The organism is Nonomuraea aurantiaca, from assembly GCF_020215705.1.
Lineage (GTDB): Bacteria > Actinomycetota > Actinomycetes > Streptosporangiales > Streptosporangiaceae > Nonomuraea > Nonomuraea aurantiaca.
This window is the reverse complement of the sequence record NZ_JAIWNB010000006.1, coordinates 245512-265487: the sequence shown is the minus strand read 5'-3', so window position 1 is coordinate 265487 and position 19976 is coordinate 245512. Positions and strand designations below refer to the sequence as shown.

Genomic DNA, 19976 nt, shown 5'->3' with positions numbered 1-19976 from the left:
AGGGCGTACCTCAGGTAGAAGTCCGGCTTGGCGAGGAAACGTCGCCAGTCATCGACCAGTCGAAGGTTCTCCCATTCGGTGGTGCGGATGCCGTGCTCGCCCAGTTCGATGATCTGGGCGCCGAGTTAGCAGCACCTCTACCGCCTTTCCGCCGCGTGGAGAAGCCTGTGCGCGTGTGCCTGGACCGGATGTCGCAGCTCGGCGTCAGATTGGCCCAGCGGAGATCGGTGTGTTCGGTACGCAGATCCAGACGGCTGGCGTACAAGTCTTCCAGGTCCCTCATGGCGACATCGACTGTTCAGACACAGCCGGGTGTTCACTTGGCGCTGTAGGCCTGGCGCCACTGCTCAGCCGCTTGCAACATCGCTTGGCCGACATGGTCGAAGAAGTCGCCGATGTCCCGTAGCCGGATCCCGGCGGGTGAGGTGGCGCCGAGCGTTGCTGCTCCTTGGCGGGCGAAGCCGGCCAGCAGCGTGTTCTGGCGGGCGCTGGCCATCCAGCCGCGGAACCAGGCGTCGGCGTCGATGACGTAGCGGTCGCGCCGCCGGCGGGGGTCGCGTTCGCGGCGGATCAGTTCCTGCTGTTCGAGTTCGCCGACGGCCTTGGAGATGGAGGCGGGACTGACCTGCAGCTTGCGGGCGAGTTCGGCCGCGGTGAGACTGCCGCTGTCGGTGAGGTAAAGGCTGGCTAGGACGCGGGCGGTCATCCGCGACAACCCAGTGTTGATCATGACTGCGATGAACTGCTCTTCCAGATCGCCGACCGCTTTACGGTCACGTCCCCCAGGGGTCGGCGGACGTCTGCGGGCGCGGTCCCGGGTGGCCTGGTGCGCCTGGTCGGCCTGGTAGCCATCGGGACCACCGTTGCGGGCCACCTCTCGCGAGATGGTGGACAATGGCCGGCTCAGGCGAGCGGCGATCTCGGTGTGGGTGAGCCCTTCGGTCAGTCCATCGGCGATCTGCCGGCGGTCTTGGTGGGTCAGCCTGTCTCCGGGCATGGGCGGCCCCTTCCTGGTCATACGCGCGCGGACGGGTGCAGTCTTGCATTCGCGCCCATCTCATTGCAAGTTCATCTGCTTGCATTCATCGCCATCACCATTGCAAGTCCAGTGAAATACCTGATGAAAGCGTCTATTGGAATTGACAGTTTTGCGAATGCAAGTTAGCTTTTCATACGTTGCAAAGACTAAGTGTCGCGGCTTCTGACGCCCCCGATGGGAATCCCCATGAAGTCCTGGCACCGTCCCGCCGTCGTTTCAGGCGGCCCTCTCGGCAGGCGGGCGCGCGCAGGCTGCGCGACAGGCGAGGTTCACGGCCACCTGGTGGACTGTCGGCCTCGACTCGCCCCAGCAGACGGCATCCCTCCAACCCACCCCTCGAAAAGGAACTGACGTGATCGCATCGCAGTCCGTCAAGGCGGCGCTACTTGCCGCCGCGACCCTGGCCGCCACGGCCCTGCCCGCCACCGCATCGTCCGCTCCCGGACATCCCAAGGTGCAGCAGGTGCTCGACCAGACGGTGGCCGCCAAGCTCGCTCCCGGCATGGTCGCCGACGTCCGCGACGGCCGCCGCTCCTGGTTCGGCTCGGCGGGCGTATCCGACACCAAAACCGGACGCAAGCGCCAGCAGAACGAGCGGTTCCGCATCGGCAGCGCCTCCAAGGCCTTCACCGCCACCGTGGTGCTCAAGCTCGCTGCCGAAGGCAAGCTGAGCCTTGACGACACCCTGGATGAATACCTTCCTGGTCTGTTCGACGGCAGCGCCTACAAGCCTGGCAAGATCACCATCAGACAACTGCTCAACCAGACCAGCGGCATCTACGCCTACTCCGACGACGAGGAGTTCTTCGCCACAGGCGTCGGTCCCGAGTGGTTCAAACACCGCTACGACACCTACACCCCGCAACAACTGGTGAAGATAGCCCTGGCCCACCCGCCCACCGGCGAGCCGGGCCAGCGTTTCAAGTACTCCAACACCAACTACATTCTCGCCGCGATGATCGCCGAAAAGGCGACAGGCAAGACGTTCGAACAGGAACTCACCCGCACCGTCATCCGCCCTCTGCGCCTGACCGGCACCTCCCTGCCCGGCACTGCCTCCAAGATCCGCGGCCCGCACCCGGTGCACTACTCCACCCTGTTCTCCCGCGACCCCCAGCCCACCATCTACGACGCCACCCAGATGAACCAGTCCTTCGCCTGGTCCGCCGGCGGCATCATCTCCACCACCACCGACCTCAACCGGTTCTTCGCCGCCCTGTTCGGCGGGCGCGTCCTGCCGGCCGCGCAACTGCGCGAGATGCTCACCACCGTCTCCACCCAGGAAGCGAACTGGATCCCCAACACCCGCTACGGCCTGGGCATCTTCGAACAAGAGCTGCCCTGCGGCACCAGCGTCTGGGGCAACGCCGGTGCCACCTACGGCTCCTGGAGCTACGCCATGGGCACCCGCGACGGCAAACACCGCCTCACCACGCAGGTCAACGGCGACTGGGCCCCGCTCAGCGTCTTCACCGACGCGCTCGCCGCCGAATTCTGCCCGGACGGTTCCTGATGAGCCGGACGGACCTCCGGAGTCGTGTTCTTCCCCCGACGCGATGACGGTGGCCGCTCCTTGTTCCGGGTCAAGATCGTTCGTCCTCGGCTTCGCCTGCGGGCGCTCCCTCTTGACCCGCTCCTCGACCAGGGGATCACCCCGTTCTCCGACATGAGCGCGTAGTACTGCTGCTCCTCGTAGGGGGTGCCGGGCGGCAGCGGGGCCACGTGCCAGTGCAGGTGCGCGTTGCCCTGCTGGCTGCCGAGCGTGAGCAGGTACGTGCGTTCGGACGGCACCGCCGCCTCGACGGCCAGCGCCACCCGGCGTAGGACTCGCATGAGACCGAGGTAGCCGTCCTCGTCGAGATCGCGGACCGCGTGCTCGACGTGGACCTTCGGGCACACCAGGACATAGCCGGGCATCGTCGGGTAGCGGGCCAGGAACGCCAGGTGGCGCTCGTCCTCGTAGACGATCTCTTCCAGGTCATAGGCCGGGTCACCGGCCACGATGGCGCAGATGAAGCACGGCCCACCCTTTACGCGGGCGACGTAGGCCGCGAGGTCGAACGGGACATTCCTCTCAGTGCCCATGCCGCGATCATGCCACCCAGCAGGGCCACGCCGTGGAGGTCGGCGAGGGCGGTGAGCGTGACGGCGACGACCGCGAGGCCGACGGGGAAGAGCCACAGGGGCAGCCGCTCGTGGTGGACCACCAGCTGGAACCCGGCCGCGGTGAGCGCGACCGTCACCACCCAGCTCCAGATGCCGCCGGAGGGCGCCAGGGCGGACGCGCCCAGCATCACCGCGTAGAAGGCGCCCACGGAGCGCTCCAGTGACCCCTCGCAGGCGATGGCCAGGCCCGCCGCCAGGCCGCACAAGGCGATCGAGTTCCCGGCTCCCGGGTCGTTGAACAGGTATCCGGCCGCCTGCCCGGCCACGGCGCCCGCGCCGTACAGGATGAGCCAGCGGGCGGACCTGAGCGAGCGCTCGGCGAGGTAGCCGAGCACCGCCAGGAACGCCAGGTTGAACAGGGTGCCCAACACGCCGCTGTCCTGGACGACGAGGGACGTTGCCGGCCGCCACCATTCCCCGGCGCGGATGGCCGCCGGGTCGCGCATGAGTGCGGGCTCCAGCCCCGGGAGGAAGAACTGGAGGACACTCGGCACGGCGGTCACGACGAGGACCGAGGCGGTGACGAACGGTTTGACCATAGGCTCAGCCTCACACTGCTCTGCAGATCGGGGCAGTGCCGAATGTAAGCCACTGAACCAGGACAAATGTCACAGGATCAGGCGGTGGCGAGTTCGGGCTCCCTGACGGCCGGACCGGCAGTGACCGCCGCGGGCTCCTCGCGCGGCAGGAAGCGGGCGGCCACCGCGATCGCCACGCCCAGCACCACCGCGATCCCGAGCGCCACGCGTAGCGACGTGGCGTCCGTCAGGAAGCCGATCGCCACCGGGCCGAGCAGCAGCCCCGCGTAGCCCATGGCCCCCGCCTGGGCGATCGCCGGGCCGGGGGTGTCGGTGGCGGTCCCGGCCAGCGAGAGCGTCATCGGCGAGATCGTCGCCACGCCGAGGCCGACGAAGAACATCGCCAGCACCGCCACCAGCGGCGCGGGCGCGGCCAGGACGACGGCGAAGAACCCCGCGGTGGCCACGCCGGAGGCCGTCATGATGCCGTGTACCCCGAACCGGGTCCGGAGCCGGTCGCCGGTGAGCCGGGCGACCAGCATGCCGACCTCGAAGACCGGGTAGCCGAGCGCGGCCAGCGCCTCCGGAGCGCCCAGGGTGTCGCGCATGAACAGCCCGTTCCAGTCGGCGACCGTGCCCTCCACCATGAACGCGAAGAACATCAGGGCGCCGAGCAGGTAGACGATCGGGGGCAGGCGGCGGCCGGCCTTGGCGGTGGTCGACACGGCCGGGGCCTCGGGCAGGTACGTACGGCCCAGCAGGACCATCACCGGCAACGAGACCAGGCCGACCAGCGCCACGTTCGCGGTGAACGACAGTCCCAGGGCGATCGACAGGCTGCCCAGAGCGCCCGCCGAGATCGCGCCCACGCACCAGCCCGCGTGCATGCCGTTCAGCAGCGGGCGCCCGTAGGCCCGCTCGACCGTGGACCCTTGGGCGTTCATCGCAATGTCCACCATGCCGAACGCCATGCCGAAGAACGCGGCCGCGGCCAGCAGCAGCGGGAGGTTCGGCGCGAAGGCTACGCCCACCAGCCCGAGCGCCGTCAGCGGGCCGCCGATCCGCAGGACGGTCTTGCTGCCCGCCCGGCCCATGACCCGGCGCATGGACTGCATGGTGATCAGGGCGCCCACACCCCACGCCAGCAGGATCAGGCCGACCGCAGACTCGGACAGGCCGAGCTTGTCGGTCAGCGCCGGGATGCGCACGGTCATCGTGCCCACCAGGAGCCCGGCCAGAACGAAAGTAAGAACCGCCCCGTAACGGGCGATCCTCAAGTCGCGGATCATTGGTACATACCTCGCAAATCACTCATTAATTGGCATGCGGCGCGGCCCGGAGCTCATAGTGCGAGCGCGGGCGGCGAAGAAGGTTCGCGGAAGGGAGAAGTCAGGGTTTGAGGAGGGCGCGACAGCGGGCCTCCAGGGCGCGCAGGTCGCTCTCTGCGTGGAGGCCGGGATCGTGGCTCGCCACGTCCCACAGTCCTTCGCACGCCAGCCGGACGATCTGCGACGCCACGGGGTCGGGTTCGTCGTCGAGCCCCTCGCGGTGCCAGCGGGCCATCGCCTCGCGGATCGGCGCGAGCAGGAAGAGGTTGCCCGACGCCCCCGTGACGACGGCCCATCGTCGCAGCCGGTTGGAGCGCACGGCCTCAAGCGTCGCCGCGAGGTAGCGCTCGGTGTAGCTGGGGTCGCCCTGGGCGGCCATCAGCTCGTCGAAGTCGTCGATCAGCCGCTCCACCATGCCCTTGATCAGGGCTTCCTTGGAGGAGAAGTGATAGAGGAGGCCGCCCTTGCTCACACCGGCCCGATCGGCCACCGCGGACAGGGTCAGCGCGGTCGAGCCCTGGTCGCAGAGGAGATCCTCTGCCGCGTCCAGTAGCTCGTCCCTTCTCATGCCTCTACTGTACCGTCCGGACGGTACAGTGGCAAAGGGGATACGCTTTCCTGGTGAGCAGACCGTCGGCCTACCTTGATCACGCGGCGACCACGCCTATGCTTCCCGAGGCGATCGAGGCCATGACGGAGCAACTCGGCCTGGTCGGAAACGCGTCCTCACTGCACGCGACCGGCCGCCGGGTGCGCAGAGTGGTCGAGGAGTCGCGCGAGACCATCGCCGACACGCTGGGCGCCAGGCCGAGCGAGGTGGTGTTCACCTCGGGCGGCACCGAGGCGGACAACCTCGCCGTCAAGGGCCTCTACTGGGCGCGCCGGCCGAGGAAGCGGGTGCTGGTCAGCTCGGTCGAGCATCACGCCACGCTCGATCCGGCCCACTGGCTGGCCGACAGCCAGGGCGCGCGGCTCGAGCTGCTGGAGGTCGACGAGCTCGGCCGGGTGCATCCCGACACGCTGCGCGCCGCCATCGCCCGCGACCCCGACGACGTCGCCATGATCAGCGTCATGTGGGCCAACAACGAGGTGGGCACGGTCCAGCCGGTGCACGTGCTGGCCGCCATCGCCCACGACAGCGGCATCCCCTTCCACACCGACGCCGTGCAGGCCATCGGGCAGCTGCCGGTGTCCTTCGCCGGCTCCGGCGCCGACGCGCTGACGGTGACGGGCCACAAGGTCGGCGGCCCGATGGGCGTCGGCGCGCTGCTGCTGGCCCGCGGCATGACTCCGGTCTCGGTCATGCACGGTGGCGGCCAGGAGCGGGACGTTCGCTCAGGCACGCTCGACGCGCCCGCCATCGCCGGCCTCGCCACCGCCATCCGGGTCGCGGTCAAGGAGCAGGAGTCGCTGAGCCGCCGCCTGACCGCGCTGCGGGACGAGCTCATCCAGCGCGTACGGCAGGCGGTCCCCGACGTGCTGCTCAACGGCGACCCGACGGACCGGCTGCCGGGAAACGCCCACTTCTCCTTCCCCGGCTGCGAGGGCGACGCCCTGCTCATGCTGCTCGACGCCAAGGGCGTGGAGTGCTCGACCGGGTCCGCCTGCTCGGCCGGGGTGGCGCAGCCCTCGCACGTACTCCTGGCGATGGGCGCCGACTCGGCGGCGGCCAGGGGCTCGCTCAGGTTCTCCCTCGGCCACACCTCGACCCACGACGACGTCGACCGCCTGATCGAAGTGCTCCCGGCGGCGGTCGAACGCGCCCGCCGCGCCGGCCTGAGCTGAACGCCCGCCGGGCATCCGCTCCCCCCGGAGGGGATCCCTTCTCAGGAAGCCCGACACGACGGACCGCCGTCGTCCTCTCCCCGGAGGACCTCGGCCACGACGGACCGGTTTCTTCCTCTCCCCCGGAGGGGGTATCCCTCCCAAAGGACCCCAGCCACCACAGACCGTCACAGGGGCCGAGACGGTCGCGTGACGAACCAGCTAGTTGATGAAGGCCACCACCGCGCTCCACGCGGGGTCGGTGGCCACGTCGACCCGTGGCTCGCCTTCCTCCCAGCCCACGATCAGCTCCTTGGCGTGGATCGCCGCGTCGCCGGTCGGGTCGGCGTAGATGTGGATGACCCGGTGGCTCTCCGCGCTCAGGTGCGCCACCAGCACGGCGTCTTCGTGGAGTTTGAGCAGCCGTGCCGCCAGCCGTTCCTCGAAGTCGCGCAGCGCCGTCAGCGACTCCCCGACGGGCAGCCCGTTCTCGTCGCGGTGCGCGTACGGGAGCGTGATCGCGATGTGCTGGTCGAAGAGCGGATAGTCGACCGGCCGCAGCGGATAGCGGGCGGTGGCGACCAGCGGCGCGCCGGCCGCCGTCTGGCCCTCCAGCAGCGCCCACTGCTCCTCTTCGTAGCCGGAGGCCAGGTCGGCCACCACGGCGGGCAGGTGCACGGCGGCGACCGAGTCGATCGGCTGGAACGTCGCCGGGGTGATCTCGCCCACCCAGCGGGCCACGTCGTCCTCGCCGAGCAGCCAGTCGAGGGCCAGCAGCGTGGTCTCCAGCCGGGTGTCCTCGTCGAGCTGGCCGAAGATCGGGTGATAGGCGGCCACGTCCACGCGCGGCGAGTTGGGCGGCACCCGCAGCCCCAGCATCAGCTTGTCGAAGGCGAACTCGAAGCCGCCCACGTCGATCGTGAGCTCCAGCGCCTGCGGGTTGACCTGGCGCGACGGATGGAACTCCCACAGCAGGTCGGCGGGCGGCGCCCCCTTGACCAAGCGGTGCGCCAGCGAGCGCAGCTCGGCGTCGCCGGCGGCGGTCACGACCAGCGCGTGCGCCGCCTCCCTGCCGGGAGCCACCTCCCAGACCAGGCCGGGATGCACCGCGGCGACGGCCGGGGCGATCGTCTCCCACAGCAGCTCGGCGTCACCGGCGGCCACCAGCGAGTCGAGTTGCGGCCTGGTCTCCTCCCACCACGCCCAGAACGGCGCGATGCCGTCGCTCGGCTCGATGGGCTCTTCGTCGTCGTCCTTGCGCCCGAACAGTCGCATGGCCTGAATACTCCCAGACGCGGAGCCCGGTTGTGCAGATGGCCGAGCACGCTTGGCGGGACAGTACGCTGGAATGGTCATGGGATTGCGTGTGCTTGCCGCCATGTCGGGCGGCGTTGACTCCGCCGTGGCCGCCGCCCGGATCGCCGAGGCCGGTCACGACGTCACTGGTGTGCATCTGGCCTTGTCGGCCAACCCCCAATCCCACCGCACGGGGGCCAGGGGCTGCTGCACGGTCGAGGACTCCCGCGACGCGCGGCGCGCGGCCGACGTGATCGGCATCCCGTTCTACATCTGGGACATGGCCGAGCGCTTCCAGCGCGACGTGGTCGAGGACTTCGTGGCCGAATACGCGGCGGGCCGCACGCCCAACCCGTGCCTGCGCTGCAACGAGAAGATCAAGTTCTCGGCGGTGCTCGACCGGGCGCTCGCGCTGGGCTTCGACGCGGTCGCCACCGGCCACCACGCCAGGCTGGTCGACGGCGTGCTGTCGAGGAGCGCCGACCAGGGCAAGGACCAGTCCTACGTGCTGGGCGTGCTCACCCGCGAGCAGCTCGGCCACGCGATCTTCCCGCTGGGCGACTCGACCAAGGCCGAGGTACGCGAGGAGGCCGCCAGGCGTGGCCTGACGGTCGCCGACAAGCCCGACAGCCACGACATCTGCTTCATCGCCGACGGCGACACCCGCGGCTTCCTGGCCAAGCGGCTCGGCTCGGCCGAAGGCCCGATCGTCGACCAGGAAGGCGAGGTCGTCGGCAACCACCACGGCGCCCACGGCTTCACGATCGGACAGCGCAAGGGCCTGCACATCGACCGGCCCGCCGCCGACGGCAGGCCGCGCTACGTGCTGTCGATCGAGCCCGTGTCCAACACGGTCACGGTGGGGCCGCGCTCGGCGCTGGAGGTCACCTCGATCACCTGCGGCCGGCCGGTCTGGAACGGGCCGACGGCCTCGCCGGGCGAGCTGAGAGTGCAGCTGCGGGCCCACGGCGAGGTCTACGGGTGCCACTTCGAGGAGGTCGGCGACGGGCTGCGCATCACGCTCGACCGCCCCGCCACGGGGGTCGCGGCGGGGCAGGCGGCGGTGCTCTATTCGGGCGAGACCGTGATCGGCTCGGCCACCATCGCCTCGGCTAGCTGATCTCAGGGAAGGTCGACCGACTCGCCGACCTTGAGTCGCCGCATGTCGGCGTGCTGCTTGTCGGACTCCAGCTTCAGATAGTTGTCGACCAGGCTGAGGCCGATGTCGTTGAGCAGCCCGTCATGCGTGGAGAACGCCCTGGCCGGACGGATCGTCCGCAGGTAGTCGACCATCTCCATGAGCTTCAGCCAAGGGGCGTTCGTCGGCACCAGGAGGGTGGGCACCTCCACGCCCGGCACCGTCAGCGCGTCACCGGGGTAGAAGACCTCGTCGTCGAGCATGAAGCCGACATTCTGCGCAATCGGCACGTCAGGGTGGTTCTTGGCATGCCACTCGCCGAACACCTTCACGGCGAACCCCGCCGCGGTGAAATCATCGCCATGCCGGACGACCTGGACCTTCCCCGGTACCTCCGTCAACTGGGCGGCGACCGCCTCGCAGGTCCAGATCTCCAGGTCGGATGAGGCGGCCTTGAGCCGCTCGACGTCGACGTGGTCCATGTGCTCGTGGGTGATGAGCACCGCGTCGGCACCCTCGAGGACGGGCCCCTCGGTGAAGGCGCCGGGGTCGATGACGAGGACGTTGCCGTCCTTCTCCAGGCGTACGCACGCGTGGCCGTATTTGGTCAGCTCCATTTTTCAGAGCCTACGCTTGTCCCATGTCGATGTTCGAAGCCACCGGGGTTGGGTCGCATCCGGGTGAGGATCATTTCGAGGCCCTCCGAGTGGTGTTCGGTGAGTTGCCCGGTCTGCCGTACCTGCCCGAGTTGCCAGGCCGCGGCGTGGGCGCCGACCTGGTGGGGCGGACGGCGGCGCTGCTCGTGGACCTGCCGGTGGAGGTGCAGCCGTCGGGCTGGCGGCTGTCCGACCGGCCGGGGCGCGACCACCAGCGGGCGGTCGACCATCTCAGACGCGATCTCGACGGCCTGGAGGAGATCGGGCACGACTACGCGGGGCCGCTCAAGCTGCAGGTCTGCGGGCCGTGGACGCTGGCGGCCACCATCGAGCTCAAGTACGGCGACAAGATGCTCTCCGACGCCGGAGCCGTACGCGACCTGACCGCCTCGCTCGCTCAGGGCGTCGCCGACCACGTCGCGGAGGTACGGCGGCGCCTGCCCGGCGTCACCGAGATCGTCCTGCAGCTCGACGAGCCCGGCCTGCCCGGCGTGCTCATGGGCACCGTGCCGACCGCCTCGGGCTTCGGGCGGCTGGCCGCCGTGGAGGGCTCGCGGGTGGCGGAGTCGCTGCGCCTGTTCGGCGACCCGATCGTGCACTGCTGCGCGCCGTCGGTGCCCCTCCGCCTCCTCCGTACGGCCGGTGTCCGCGGCGTCTCGGTGGACGCCTCCCTGCTCAGCCGCAGGGACGACGACGCCGTGGGGGAGGCGCTGGAGGCGGGGCTGCTGCTGTTCCTCGGTGTGGTGCCGGGGACCGACACCCGGTTGCCCGACACCGGCGTCGTCGCCAGGCCGGCGGTGGATCTGTGGCGGCGGCTCGGGTTCCCGCCCGACAAGCTGGCCGCGCAGGTCGTGCTGACCCCGGCCTGCGGGCTCGCCGGAGCCTCTCCGCACTACGCGCGGGCCGCCCTGGCCGCCTGCCGCAAGGGCGCCCAGGTGCTGCGCGACGATCCGGCAAGCGGGCTGCAAGCCGGTTGAGTAGCCTCGCTTCCATGATTTTTCGCACTGTGGCGGTCGGCGTCACGCTCCTGATCGCGTCTGCGTCGATCGCCGCACCGGCCGCGGCCGCCGCCAACCCGGAGATCTGGAACTGGGGCTCCATCTACTCCGCCGACAAGGCGGGCAAGGCCAAGGGCAAGGTCGTCCTGGACCGGCCGGGGTTCGTGGTGAGCGGTAAGCTCTACGACTTCCCCGGGCGAAGCGGGTGCTCGTGGCTGAAGTTCCGGTGGGTCAAGGATGACGGCGGCAGGGGCGCCAAGACGTTCCACAACTGCTCGGGGACCAAGCCGCTGAAGTTCTCCTTCCCCACCGGCTACATGCTCTCGATCGAGGGCCGGGTCTGCCGCGGCACGGCCGTGAAGGTCACCGGCAAGTGCTCGGGGTGGGACGGCGTCTGGTCCCAGGGCGGCTGACCCCTTCACTGGCTCCAGGACGGCCGATCCGTAAGGGGCGGTCGGCCGTCCACGCCGCTGATCCCACCGCGACCCGCCCGTCCGGGTGTCGTGGGAGGTGCCCGTTGTCGGTGCTCGGCGATAGCGTTTGCCTAGGGTGTTGGACGGAAGGAGACCCTGGTGAGCGAGCCAAGCGTCGATGGCGTGCCCGTGGCCGCGCGTGAGCGGCACGCCGAGGTGAGCGAGCTGGTGGAGGAAGCCCGCTATCGCTATTACGTGCTCGACCGGCCCACGGTCAGCGACGCTCAGTTCGACGAGTGGTTCAACGAACTGCTCGCCCTGGAGGCGGCGCATCCGGGTCTTCAGACGCCCGACTCGCCGACCCAGAAGGTCGGCGCGCCCGTGGCCGGCGACTTCGCCAAGGTCGACCACCTGGCGCCGATGGAGAGCCTCGACAACGCCTTCGACCCGGCCGGGATGGCCGCGTGGCAGGCGCGGGCCGAGCGGCTGGCCGAGGGCGAGCCAGGACCGTACCTCTGCGAGCTCAAGATCGACGGGCTGGCCATCGCGCTGGTCTACCGCGACGGCCGGCTGGAGCGCGGCGCCACCAGGGGCGACGGCAGGACGGGCGACGACGTGACGCCCAACGTCCGCACCATCGAGGGCGTGCCCCACCGGCTCAAGGGAGCCGACGTCCCGAGCCTGATCGAGGTCCGGGGCGAGGTCTACATGCCGGTCGCGGAGTTCGGGCGGCTCAACGAGCAGCTGGTCGCGCAGGGGGTCGCCCCCTTCGCCAACCCGCGCAACGCGTCGGCAGGCTCGCTGCGCCAGAAGGACCCGCGGATCACCGCCCAGCGCCCGCTGCGCATGATCGTGCACGGTGTCGGCGTCTGGGAGGGCGCGGCCGAACCCAAGGCGCAGTCCGAGGTCTACGAGCGGCTGCGCGAGTTCGGCCTGCCGGTCAGCGACCTCTACCGGGTGGTCGGCGGCCCCGCCGAGGTCGACGCCTTCATCGAGCACTACCGCGTGCACCGACACGACCCGCCCTACGAGATCGACGGCGTGGTGGTCAAGGTCGACGACTTCCGCACCCAGCGCGAGCTCGGCTCCACCTCGCGGGCGCCGCGCTGGGCGATCGCCTTCAAATACCCGCCCGAAGAGGTCAACACCAAGCTGCTCGACATCCAGGTGGGCGTCGGCCGCACCGGCCGTGTCACGCCGTTCGGGGTGATGGAGCCGATCAGCGTCGCCGGTTCCACGGTCGAGCGCGCCACCCTGCACAACGCCGCGGTGGTGGCCGCCAAGGGCGTGCTCATCGGCGACACCGTCGTGCTGCGCAAGGCGGGCGACGTCATCCCCGAGATCCTCAGCCCGGTCACCGACCTGCGTGACGGGTCCGAGCGGCCGTTCGTCATGCCGACCCACTGCCCCGAGTGCGGCACGGAGCTGGCCTACGAGCAGGAGGGCGACGCCGACCTGCGCTGCCCCAACGCCCGCGGTTGCCCCGCGCAGATCCGCGAGCGGTTGTTCTTCGCGGCCCGGCGCAGCGCGTTCGACATCGACGGGCTCGGCTACGTGGCGGCGACCGCGCTCACGCAGCCGCTGCCGCCGCAGGAGCCGGTCGTGCGTACGGAGGCCGACCTGTTCGACCTGACGCTGGAGCGGCTGATCCCGATCAGGTCCGTGGTCCGCGACAAGGACAGCGGCCTGCCCAAGATCGATCCGAAGACGGGCGAGCAGAAGGTCGTCTCGTTCTTCTCCAACATCAACGGCGAGGCGAGCCAGAACGCCCACAAGCTCATCGAGGAGCTGGCCCGGGCGAAGCAGGCGCCGCTGGCCAATGTCCTGGTGGCGCTCTCCATCCGCCATGTCGGGCCGCCCACGGCCCGCGACCTGGCTGTCGCCCTGCGCTCGATCGACGCCGTCATGGCGGCCTCGGAGGAGGAGCTGGCGGCCATCAAGGGCATCGGGCCGCGGGTGGCCGCCACGATCCGCGCCTGGTTCGAGGTCGACTGGCATCGCGAGATCATCACCCGCTGGCGGGCCGCGGGCGTCCGCATGGAGGACGAGCCCGCTCCCGAGAAGGGGCCGCAGACGCTCGAGGGCCTGACCTTCGTGGTGACCGGCACGCTGCCGGGCTTCACCCGTGACTCCGCCGCCGAGGCGCTCAGCGATCGGGGCGGCAAGGTCGCGAGCTCGGTGTCGAAGAAGACCTCGTTCCTGGTGGCGGGCGACAATGCCGGGTCCAAGTACGACAAGGCGGTCAGCCTGGGCGTGCCGATCCTCGACGGTGAGGGCTTCGGGGTGCTCCTCGCCGACGGGCCGGAGGCGGCTGCGCGGGTGGCCGTCACTCCCCAGCCGTAGGGGCTGTCACTTCCCAGCCATAGGTTATATACGCGCTGTTGATAGCGAGTATACTAAGAGTGATTTCGGGGTATATGTCCGAAGGATAAGTGACGGAACGTACGCGGTTGGTTTCGCGAAGTGGGGTGAAGGTCGTACCCTCCCATAGTGACCTAATGGGGGTTCTGTTACTGATGGCTGACCCAACCGACACCCGCGACACGGGGCCACGCGCCGGGACGCCTCTGTGGGCGTTCCTCGCCGGCATCACCGTGATCGGCTCCACCGCCCTGGCCGTGGCCATGCTCAGACTCGACCCGGCCGGCCTGGCGGAGCTCGCCCGTACGCCCTTGTTCTGGGTGCTGACCGCGCTCGCGGTGCTGGGCGAGCTCAGGCCCGTCATGGTGTCATCGGCGACCGCCGTCGGCGGCACGTACCCCTCCACCATGTTCACCTTCGCCGTGCTCCTGCACTTCGGCCTGCCCGTGGCGGTGCTGATGCAGGCGGTGGCCGTGGTGATGAACGGCGTCGTCACCCGCAAGGCGTGGCATCGGGTGATGTTCAACATCGCCCAGTCGACGCTCGCGCTGACCGCCGCCGCCGTGGTGCTCGGCCTGTTCGGGATCGTGCCGAGCCCGGCCGCGCCGTGGGTGCCCACGGGCGCCGACCTGCTGGCGATCTCGCTGGCCGGCATCGCCTACTTCGCCGTCAGGGCCGCCCTGGTGAGCGGCGCGGTGGCGCTGCACGAGCGCCGGTCGATCACCCGCGTGCTGAAGGCCAGCCTCGGTCCGCAGAGCCTCGTCTACGCCGCGCTGCTCGGGCTGGCGCCCCTGGTCGTCGTCGTGATGACCCATTCACCCACCCTTGTGCCGCTGTTCGTGGCGCCCCTGGCGGCGGTCTACTTCACCGCCACCCTGTCGATGCGCCGCGACCACCAGGCCATGCACGACGAGCTGACCGGCCTGCCCAACCGCAAGATGCTGATCGTGAGCACCGAGGAGGCGCTCGCCGAGGCCCGCCAGGACGAGCGGGTCGGCCTGTTCCTGCTCGACCTCGACCGGTTCAAGGAGGTCAACGACACGATGGGCCACCCGGTCGGTGACCGGCTGCTGCAGATGGTCGCCCACCGGCTCACCCATTCCGTACGCCCCGGCGACGTCGTGGCCCGGCTGGGCGGTGACGAGTTCGCCGTACTGCTGCCCTCGATCAGGGACGCCCACGCGGCCCGCGAGGTGGCCGCCCGGCTGCGCGCGGCGCTCACCGAACCGGTGCGGCTGGAGGGCATGTCGTTCGACCTGGACGGCTCGGTCGGCATCGCGCTCTACCCCGACCACGCCCCCGACTTCGAGCTGCTGCTCCAGCGCGCCGACGTGGCCATGTACCTCGCCAAGGAGGGGCGCACCGGCGTGGAGCTCTACCAGCCGGACAAGGACCGCAACTCGCCCGAACGGCTCAACCTCCTCGGCGACCTGCGGCGGGCCGTGGACAACCGCGAGCTCAGGCTGCACTACCAGCCCAAGGTCGGCATGGCCACCGGCGCCGTACACGGCATGGAGGCCCTGCTGCGCTGGCATCACCAGGTGCACGGCCAGATCCCGCCGTCGGAGTTCATCCCGCTGGCCGAGCAGTCCTACCTCATGCGCCAGCTCACCGAATACGTCATCGATGCGGCACTGGAGCAGGCCGCCCGCTGGTGGCACAGCGGCCTGCGGGTGCAGGTCTCGGTCAACATCTCCGCCCGCGACCTGCTCGACTCGGCCCTGCCCGAGCAGCTGGAGGCGGGGCTGGCCAAGCTCCGGCTGCCGCCGTCGGCGATCCAGCTGGAGGTCACCGAGCGCATCCTGATGGGCGACCAGGCCTACACGCACGAGACGATCAAGGCGCTGGCCGTGCTCGGCGTGCCGCTGTCCCTGGACGACTTCGGCACCGGCTACTCCTCACTGATCAGGCTGCAGCGGCTGGCGGTGTCGGAGGTCAAGATCGACGCCTCGTTCGTCCGGCGCATCGCCGAGTCCGACGACGACTACCGGATCGTGCGCTCCATCGTCGACCTGGTCCGCTCGCTCGGCCTGAGCTCGGTCGCCGAGGGCGTCGAATCCGACGACGTGGCCATCCGGCTCACCGAGATGGGCTGCGAGATGGGTCAGGGCTGGCTGTTCCAGAAGCCCATGCCGCCCGCCGAGGCCACGGTCTGGCTGCGCGAACACATCGAGACCCAGCCGGAGATCGAGTACGGCTACCGCTCCGAGGTCACCCAGACCGCGTGACCCGGCGCTTCCCGAGGACGTACACCGGGCCGGCTGAATGACCAGGTACGCGGCGCCGCGGCCCCCGCGAGCGTGGAACCCCTGTGGCGCGGGTTAATGGTTCTGTCCCGCTCCGTCAAGGCCCCTAGGATGACAGTGTCCCAACTCCATCCACGAAACGGGTTACACGACTCATGTCCGCCATAACCCGCGACGAGGTCGCACACCTGGCCCGGTTGTCCAGGCTGGCCCTCACCGACGACGAACTCGACCACTACGCCACGCAGCTCGATGCCATCATCGAGTCGGTCGCGAAGGTGGCAGAGGTCGCCGCCGAGGACGTTCCGCCTTCGTCGCACGCGCTTCCGCTGACCAATGTCTTCCGCGCCGACGAGGTGCGACAGTCCCTGACGCCCGAGCAAGCGCTGTCCGGCGCGCCGGCCGTCGAGGACGACCGCTTCCGGGTGCCGCGCATCCTTGGGGAGGAGGCATGAGCCTGATCCACAAGACCGCCGCCGAGCTCGGCGCGCTGATCGCCGGTGGCGAGGTCACGGCCGTCGAGGTGGCCGAGGCGCATCTCGACCGCATGGCCGAGGTCGAGCCCAAGATCAACGCGTTCCTGCACGTCGATCGCGAGACCACCGTCGAGCAGGCCAGGGCCGTCGATGCCCGGCTGGGCGCCGGTGAGCGGCTCGGCCCGCTGGCCGGGGTGCCGATCGCGCACAAGGACATCTTCGCCACCGCCGACATGCCGACGACGGCCGCGTCCAAGATCCTCGAAGGCTGGCGCCCGCCGTACGACGCGACCGTCACGAGCCGCCTGCGCGCGGCCGGACTGGTCATCCTCGGCAAGACGAACCTCGACGAGTTCGCCATGGGCTCCTCCACGGAGAACTCCGCCTACGGCCCGACCCGTAACCCGTGGGACCTGTCCAGGATCCCCGGTGGGTCGTCCGGTGGTTCCAGCGCCGCCGTCGCCGCGTACGAGGCGCCGCTGTCCACCGGCACCGACACCGGCGGCTCGATCCGGCAGCCCGCGTCCGTGACCGGCATCGTGGGCATGAAGCCCACTTACGGCGGTTCGTCGCGTTACGGCCTGATCGCGTTCGCCAGCTCGCTCGACACGCCGGGCCCGTTCGCCCGCAACGTGCTCGACGCGGCGCTGCTGCACGAGGCGTTCTCCGGGCACGACCCGATGGACTCCACCTCGATCGACGCGCCCGTGCCGTCCGTGGTCGAGGCCGCCCGGCAGGCCGACATCTCCGGCATGCGCATCGGCGTGGTCAAGGAGTTCGGCGGCGACGGCTACCAGCCCGGCGTGCTGGCCCGCTTCCACGAGGCCGTCGAGCTGCTCGAATCGCTCGGCGCCAAGGTCGTCGAGGTCTCCTGCCCGTCGTTCTCGACCGCGCTGCCCGCCTACTACCTGATCGCGCCGTCGGAGTGCTCCTCCAACCTGGCGCGCTTCGACGCCATGCGCTACGGCCTGCGCGTCGGCGACGACGGCACCCGCAGCGCCGAGGAGGTCATGGCGCTGACCAGGGCCGCCGGGTTCGGCCCCGAGGTCAAGCGGCGCATCATGCTCGGCACCTACGCGCTGTCGAGCGGCTACTACGACGCCTACTACGGCCAGGCGCAGAAGGTGCGCACGGTCATCTCGCGCGAGTTCGAGGCCGCCTACCACCAGGTGGACGTGCTGGTGTCGCCGACGACGCCGACGACGGCGTTCCCGATCGGCGAGCGCGCCGACGACCCGATGGCCATGTACCTCGCCGACCTGTGCACGATCCCGTCCAACCTGTCGGGCAACGCGGCCATCTCGGTCCCGTGCGGCCTGGCCGACGAGGACGGGCTGCCGGTCGGCCTGCAGATCATGGCCCCGGTGCTGGGCGACGACCGCTGCTACCGGGTCGGCGCCGCGGTCGAGCAGGCCCTGGAAAGCCGCTGGGGCGGCAGCCTGCTGTCCAAGGCTCCGGCGCTGTAGGGAAACTTCGTAGGGAGAGGGGACGGCGGCGTGCTCACGCGCATCGAGATCGACGGGTTCAGGTCCTTCCTGGACTTCGAGCTCGACGTGCCGCCGTTCCTCGCTCTGGTCGGTCCGAATTCGAGTGGTAAGTCCAATCTGCTGGACGCGCTGGGCTTCGCTCGCCGGTGGCGGTTTTCGTGTCTCCTCGCCGGGTCCGCTCCTATCTGAGCGCCGTTCGGGCAGGCTCCATGAGCCGTCCTCTCGTACCGGGGCTCGTCGCGGAGGGAGACACTGGCCGTGCTGGCGCGGTTTCCGGCGTATCGCGAATGGGTGGATGCGACCACTGAGGCGCTGGGGAGCCGTGGATTCCTCTGAGCGCCTGATTGATAGCGTGAAATGCGACGATCTGAACTAAGGACTTCATCATGACTGTCGGTACGCACATGCCGTACGACGAAGCCCTCGCGCGGTTCGAGCCAGTGCTCGGGCTGGAGACGCACGTCGAGCTCGGCACCGCGTCGAAGATGTTCTGCGGGTGCAAGACGACCTTCGGGGCCCCGCCCAACACCCAGGTCTGCCCGACCTGTCTGGCGTTTCCCGGCTCGCTGCCGACGGCCAACGCCGTCGCGATCGAGTCGACGATCCGCATCGGCCTGGCGCTGAACTGCTCGATCGCCGAGTGGTGCAGGTTCGCCCGGAAGAACTACTTCTATCCGGACATGCCGAAGAACTACCAGATCTCCCAGTACGACGAGCCGCTCTGCTTCGACGGCTATCTCGACGTCGAGGTCGACGGCCGGACCGTGCGCGTCGAGATCGAGCGGGTGCATCTGGAGGAGGACACCGGCAAGTCCACCCACGTGGGCGGGGCGACCGGCCGCATCCAGGGCGCCGACTACTCGATCGTCGACTACAACCGCGCCGGCATCCCGCTGGTGGAGATCGTCACCAAGCCGATCGAGGGCACCGAGAGCCTGGCGCCCGAGGTGGCCAAGGCGTACGCGACCGAGCTGCGCGAGATCATGCGCACGCTGGGCGTCTCCGACGTGCGCATGGAGGAGGGCTCGATGCGCTGCGACGTCAACGTCTCGCTCATGCCCCGCGGCTCGTCCGAGTGGGGCACCCGTACCGAGACCAAGAACGTCAACTCGCTGCGCAGCATCGAGCGTTCCGTGCGGAGCGAGATCGAGCGGCAGGCGGCGATCCTCGCCGACGGCGGCCGGATCATCCAGGAGACCAGGCACTTCCACGAGGACACCGGCGTCACCACGCCCGGCAGGTCCAAGGAGGAGGCGCAGGACTACCGCTACTTCCCCGAGCCCGACCTGGTGCCGATCGCGCCCGACCCGGCCTGGGTGGCCACGCTCAAGGACGCGCTGCCCGAGCTGCCGTCGGTCCGGCGCAAGCGGCTGCAGGCCGAGTGGGGGGTGTCCGACCTCGACATGCAGGCGATGCACAACGCCGACGCGTTCGACCTGGTCGAGGCCACGGTCGCGGCGGGCGCGCCGGCCGCCGACGCGCGCAAGTGGTGGATGGGCGAGCTGGCGCGGCGCGCCAACGAGTCCGCTGTGGCGCTGGCGACCCTGCCCATCACGCCCGCGCAGATCGCCCGCGTCACCGAGCTGGTGGCCTCGGGCGCGCTCAACGACAAGCTGGCGCGCGAGGTGCTCGAAGGCGTGCTGGCCGGGGAGGGCTCGCCCGACGAGGTGGTCGAGCGGCGCGGGCTGAAGATCGTCAACGACGAGGGTGAGCTGTCGGCGATCGTCGACCAGGTCATCGCCGGCAACGCCGACGCGGCCGAGAAGGTCCGCTCCGGGAAGATCGCCGCGGCCGGTGCGCTGGTGGGCGGCGTTATGAAGGCCAGCCGCGGCAAGGCCGACGCCGCTCGGGCCCGCGAGCTGATCCTGGAGAAGCTGGGCGTCTCCGAGTAGGCGATCCGATCGACTCAGGCCCCGTCACCGAGTGGTGAATTTCAGGGGTCGTCGCAACACCGTGATCAACTACTGACAGCGAGAAGCATAGCGAGACGCTCGGCTGGAGTACCCCGCTGAGCGTCTTTCGCCGCTTTGCAGAGAGAAGACCCCTGGCCTGGGGCCGCGAGTGGTCCGGCTGTCAGGTCGTGAGTTCGG

At 69.9% G+C, this 19976-nt stretch carries 17 protein-coding genes and 1 pseudogene; 11 read left to right on the top strand and 7 right to left on the bottom strand.

Features of this window, described 5'->3' with window-relative positions; translation table 11 throughout:
• Positions 1-316: 316 nt before the first annotated feature.
• Positions 317-997 (bottom strand): GbsR/MarR family transcriptional regulator, encoded by a 681-nt coding sequence (locus LDL49_RS17390; RefSeq protein WP_225292102.1) that lies wholly within the window; start codon positions 995-997, stop codon positions 317-319.
• 394 nt (positions 998-1391) lie between these two features.
• Between LDL49_RS17390 and LDL49_RS17385 the strand changes: the two genes are divergently transcribed.
• The gene (locus tag LDL49_RS17385) at positions 1392-2552 is read left to right on the top strand and encodes a serine hydrolase domain-containing protein (protein WP_225292101.1); all 1161 of its coding nucleotides are present in this window, start codon (positions 1392-1394) and stop codon (positions 2550-2552) included.
• 212 nt (positions 2553-2764) lie between these two features.
• On the opposite strand, the pseudogene LDL49_RS17380 reads toward LDL49_RS17385, so the two are convergent.
• The 4 genes and pseudogenes from LDL49_RS17380 to LDL49_RS17365 all read right to left on the bottom strand — a co-directional run.
• Positions 2765-3124, bottom strand: a pseudogene (locus LDL49_RS17380) (HIT family protein); the annotation flags it as partial.
• Complete coding sequence (locus tag LDL49_RS17375; protein ID WP_225292100.1) at positions 3070-3744, bottom strand: rhomboid family intramembrane serine protease; 675 nt, start codon at positions 3742-3744, stop codon at positions 3070-3072. The gene LDL49_RS17375 and the pseudogene LDL49_RS17380, both read right to left, overlap by 55 nt.
• A gap of 77 nt (positions 3745-3821) precedes the next feature.
• Positions 3822-5012, bottom strand: coding sequence for an MFS transporter (locus LDL49_RS17370; RefSeq protein WP_225292099.1), 1191 nt, complete (start codon positions 5010-5012; stop codon positions 3822-3824).
• Between the two features lie 100 nt (positions 5013-5112).
• A complete protein-coding gene (locus LDL49_RS17365; RefSeq protein ID WP_225292098.1) occupies positions 5113-5619 on the bottom strand; it encodes a TetR/AcrR family transcriptional regulator in 507 nt (168 codons plus the stop codon).
• Positions 5620-5672: 53 nt separating this feature from the next.
• Here LDL49_RS17365 and LDL49_RS17360 point away from each other — a divergent pair, with 53 nt between their 5' ends.
• Positions 5673-6836: a cysteine desulfurase family protein gene (locus tag LDL49_RS17360; protein WP_225292097.1), complete on the top strand. Its 1164-nt coding sequence runs from the start codon at positions 5673-5675 to the stop codon at positions 6834-6836.
• Between the two features lie 201 nt (positions 6837-7037).
• On the opposite strand, the gene LDL49_RS17355 is transcribed toward LDL49_RS17360, so the two are convergent.
• Complete coding sequence (locus LDL49_RS17355; protein ID WP_225292096.1) at positions 7038-8090, bottom strand: DUF695 domain-containing protein; 1053 nt, start codon at positions 8088-8090, stop codon at positions 7038-7040.
• Positions 8091-8169: 79 nt separating this feature from the next.
• Here LDL49_RS17355 and mnmA point away from each other — a divergent pair, with 79 nt between their 5' ends.
• On the top strand, positions 8170-9231 hold the full coding sequence (mnmA, locus tag LDL49_RS17350) for a tRNA 2-thiouridine(34) synthase MnmA (RefSeq protein ID WP_225292095.1): 1062 nt from the start codon (positions 8170-8172) through the stop codon (positions 9229-9231).
• Positions 9232-9233: 2 nt separating this feature from the next.
• Here the strand turns inward: mnmA and LDL49_RS17345 are convergent, their stop codons facing one another.
• Positions 9234-9866 (bottom strand): MBL fold metallo-hydrolase, encoded by a 633-nt coding sequence (locus LDL49_RS17345; protein WP_225292094.1) that lies wholly within the window; start codon positions 9864-9866, stop codon positions 9234-9236.
• A 23-nt stretch (positions 9867-9889) separates the two neighbouring features.
• On the opposite strand from LDL49_RS17345, the gene LDL49_RS17340 reads away from it, so the two are divergent.
• From LDL49_RS17340 to gatB, 8 genes are all read left to right on the top strand, one after another.
• Positions 9890-10882: a methionine synthase gene (locus LDL49_RS17340; RefSeq protein WP_225292093.1), complete on the top strand. Its 993-nt coding sequence runs from the start codon at positions 9890-9892 to the stop codon at positions 10880-10882.
• A 14-nt stretch (positions 10883-10896) separates the two neighbouring features.
• The gene (locus tag LDL49_RS17335) at positions 10897-11316 is read left to right on the top strand and encodes a hypothetical protein (RefSeq protein ID WP_225292092.1); all 420 of its coding nucleotides are present in this window, start codon (positions 10897-10899) and stop codon (positions 11314-11316) included.
• A gap of 159 nt (positions 11317-11475) precedes the next feature.
• The gene (gene ligA / locus LDL49_RS17330) at positions 11476-13659 is read left to right on the top strand and encodes an NAD-dependent DNA ligase LigA (RefSeq protein WP_225292091.1); all 2184 of its coding nucleotides are present in this window, start codon (positions 11476-11478) and stop codon (positions 13657-13659) included.
• 173 nt (positions 13660-13832) lie between these two features.
• Positions 13833-15905 carry a putative bifunctional diguanylate cyclase/phosphodiesterase gene (locus LDL49_RS17325; protein ID WP_225292090.1) on the top strand — a complete coding sequence of 691 codons (2073 nt, stop codon included), beginning with the start codon at positions 13833-13835 and terminating at the stop codon, positions 15903-15905.
• 173 nt (positions 15906-16078) lie between these two features.
• A complete protein-coding gene (gene gatC, locus LDL49_RS17320; RefSeq protein WP_101787882.1) occupies positions 16079-16378 on the top strand; it encodes an Asp-tRNA(Asn)/Glu-tRNA(Gln) amidotransferase subunit GatC in 300 nt (99 codons plus the stop codon).
• Positions 16375-17865, top strand: coding sequence for an Asp-tRNA(Asn)/Glu-tRNA(Gln) amidotransferase subunit GatA (gene gatA, locus LDL49_RS17315; protein ID WP_225292089.1), 1491 nt, complete (start codon positions 16375-16377; stop codon positions 17863-17865). The genes gatC and gatA overlap by 4 nt, the downstream gene beginning before the upstream one ends.
• Positions 17866-17895: 30 nt before the next feature.
• On the top strand, positions 17896-18075 hold the full coding sequence (locus LDL49_RS17310; protein ID WP_225292088.1) for an AAA family ATPase: 180 nt from the start codon (positions 17896-17898) through the stop codon (positions 18073-18075).
• 197 nt (positions 18076-18272) lie between these two features.
• Positions 18273-19778: an Asp-tRNA(Asn)/Glu-tRNA(Gln) amidotransferase subunit GatB gene (gene gatB / locus LDL49_RS17305; protein WP_225292087.1), complete on the top strand. Its 1506-nt coding sequence runs from the start codon at positions 18273-18275 to the stop codon at positions 19776-19778.
• Positions 19779-19976 lie beyond the last annotated feature (198 nt).

Bases quoted from the DNA above. Each gene is read 5' to 3' on its own strand.
- LDL49_RS17370 (WP_225292099.1), bottom strand. From the start codon at position 5,012: ATGATCCGCGACTTGAGGATCGCCCGTTACGGGGCGGTTCTTACTTTC.
- LDL49_RS17390 (WP_225292102.1), bottom strand. From the start codon at position 997: ATGCCCGGAGACAGGCTGACCCACCAAGACCGCCGGCAGATCGCCGAT.
- LDL49_RS17375 (WP_225292100.1), bottom strand. From the start codon at position 3,744: ATGGTCAAACCGTTCGTCACCGCCTCGGTCCTCGTCGTGACCGCCGTG.
- LDL49_RS17345 (WP_225292094.1), bottom strand. From the start codon at position 9,866: ATGGAGCTGACCAAATACGGCCACGCGTGCGTACGCCTGGAGAAGGAC.
- LDL49_RS17340 (WP_225292093.1), top strand. From the start codon at position 9,890: ATGTCGATGTTCGAAGCCACCGGGGTTGGGTCGCATCCGGGTGAGGAT.
- mnmA (WP_225292095.1), top strand. From the start codon at position 8,170: ATGGGATTGCGTGTGCTTGCCGCCATGTCGGGCGGCGTTGACTCCGCC.
- LDL49_RS17335 (WP_225292092.1), top strand. From the start codon at position 10,897: ATGATTTTTCGCACTGTGGCGGTCGGCGTCACGCTCCTGATCGCGTCT.
- gatB (WP_225292087.1), top strand. From the start codon at position 18,273: ATGACTGTCGGTACGCACATGCCGTACGACGAAGCCCTCGCGCGGTTC.
- gatC (WP_101787882.1), top strand. From the start codon at position 16,079: ATGTCCGCCATAACCCGCGACGAGGTCGCACACCTGGCCCGGTTGTCC.
- LDL49_RS17365 (WP_225292098.1), bottom strand. From the start codon at position 5,619: ATGAGAAGGGACGAGCTACTGGACGCGGCAGAGGATCTCCTCTGCGAC.
- LDL49_RS17325 (WP_225292090.1), top strand. From the start codon at position 13,833: ATGGCTGACCCAACCGACACCCGCGACACGGGGCCACGCGCCGGGACG.
- LDL49_RS17355 (WP_225292096.1), bottom strand. From the start codon at position 8,090: ATGCGACTGTTCGGGCGCAAGGACGACGACGAAGAGCCCATCGAGCCG.
- gatA (WP_225292089.1), top strand. From the start codon at position 16,375: ATGAGCCTGATCCACAAGACCGCCGCCGAGCTCGGCGCGCTGATCGCC.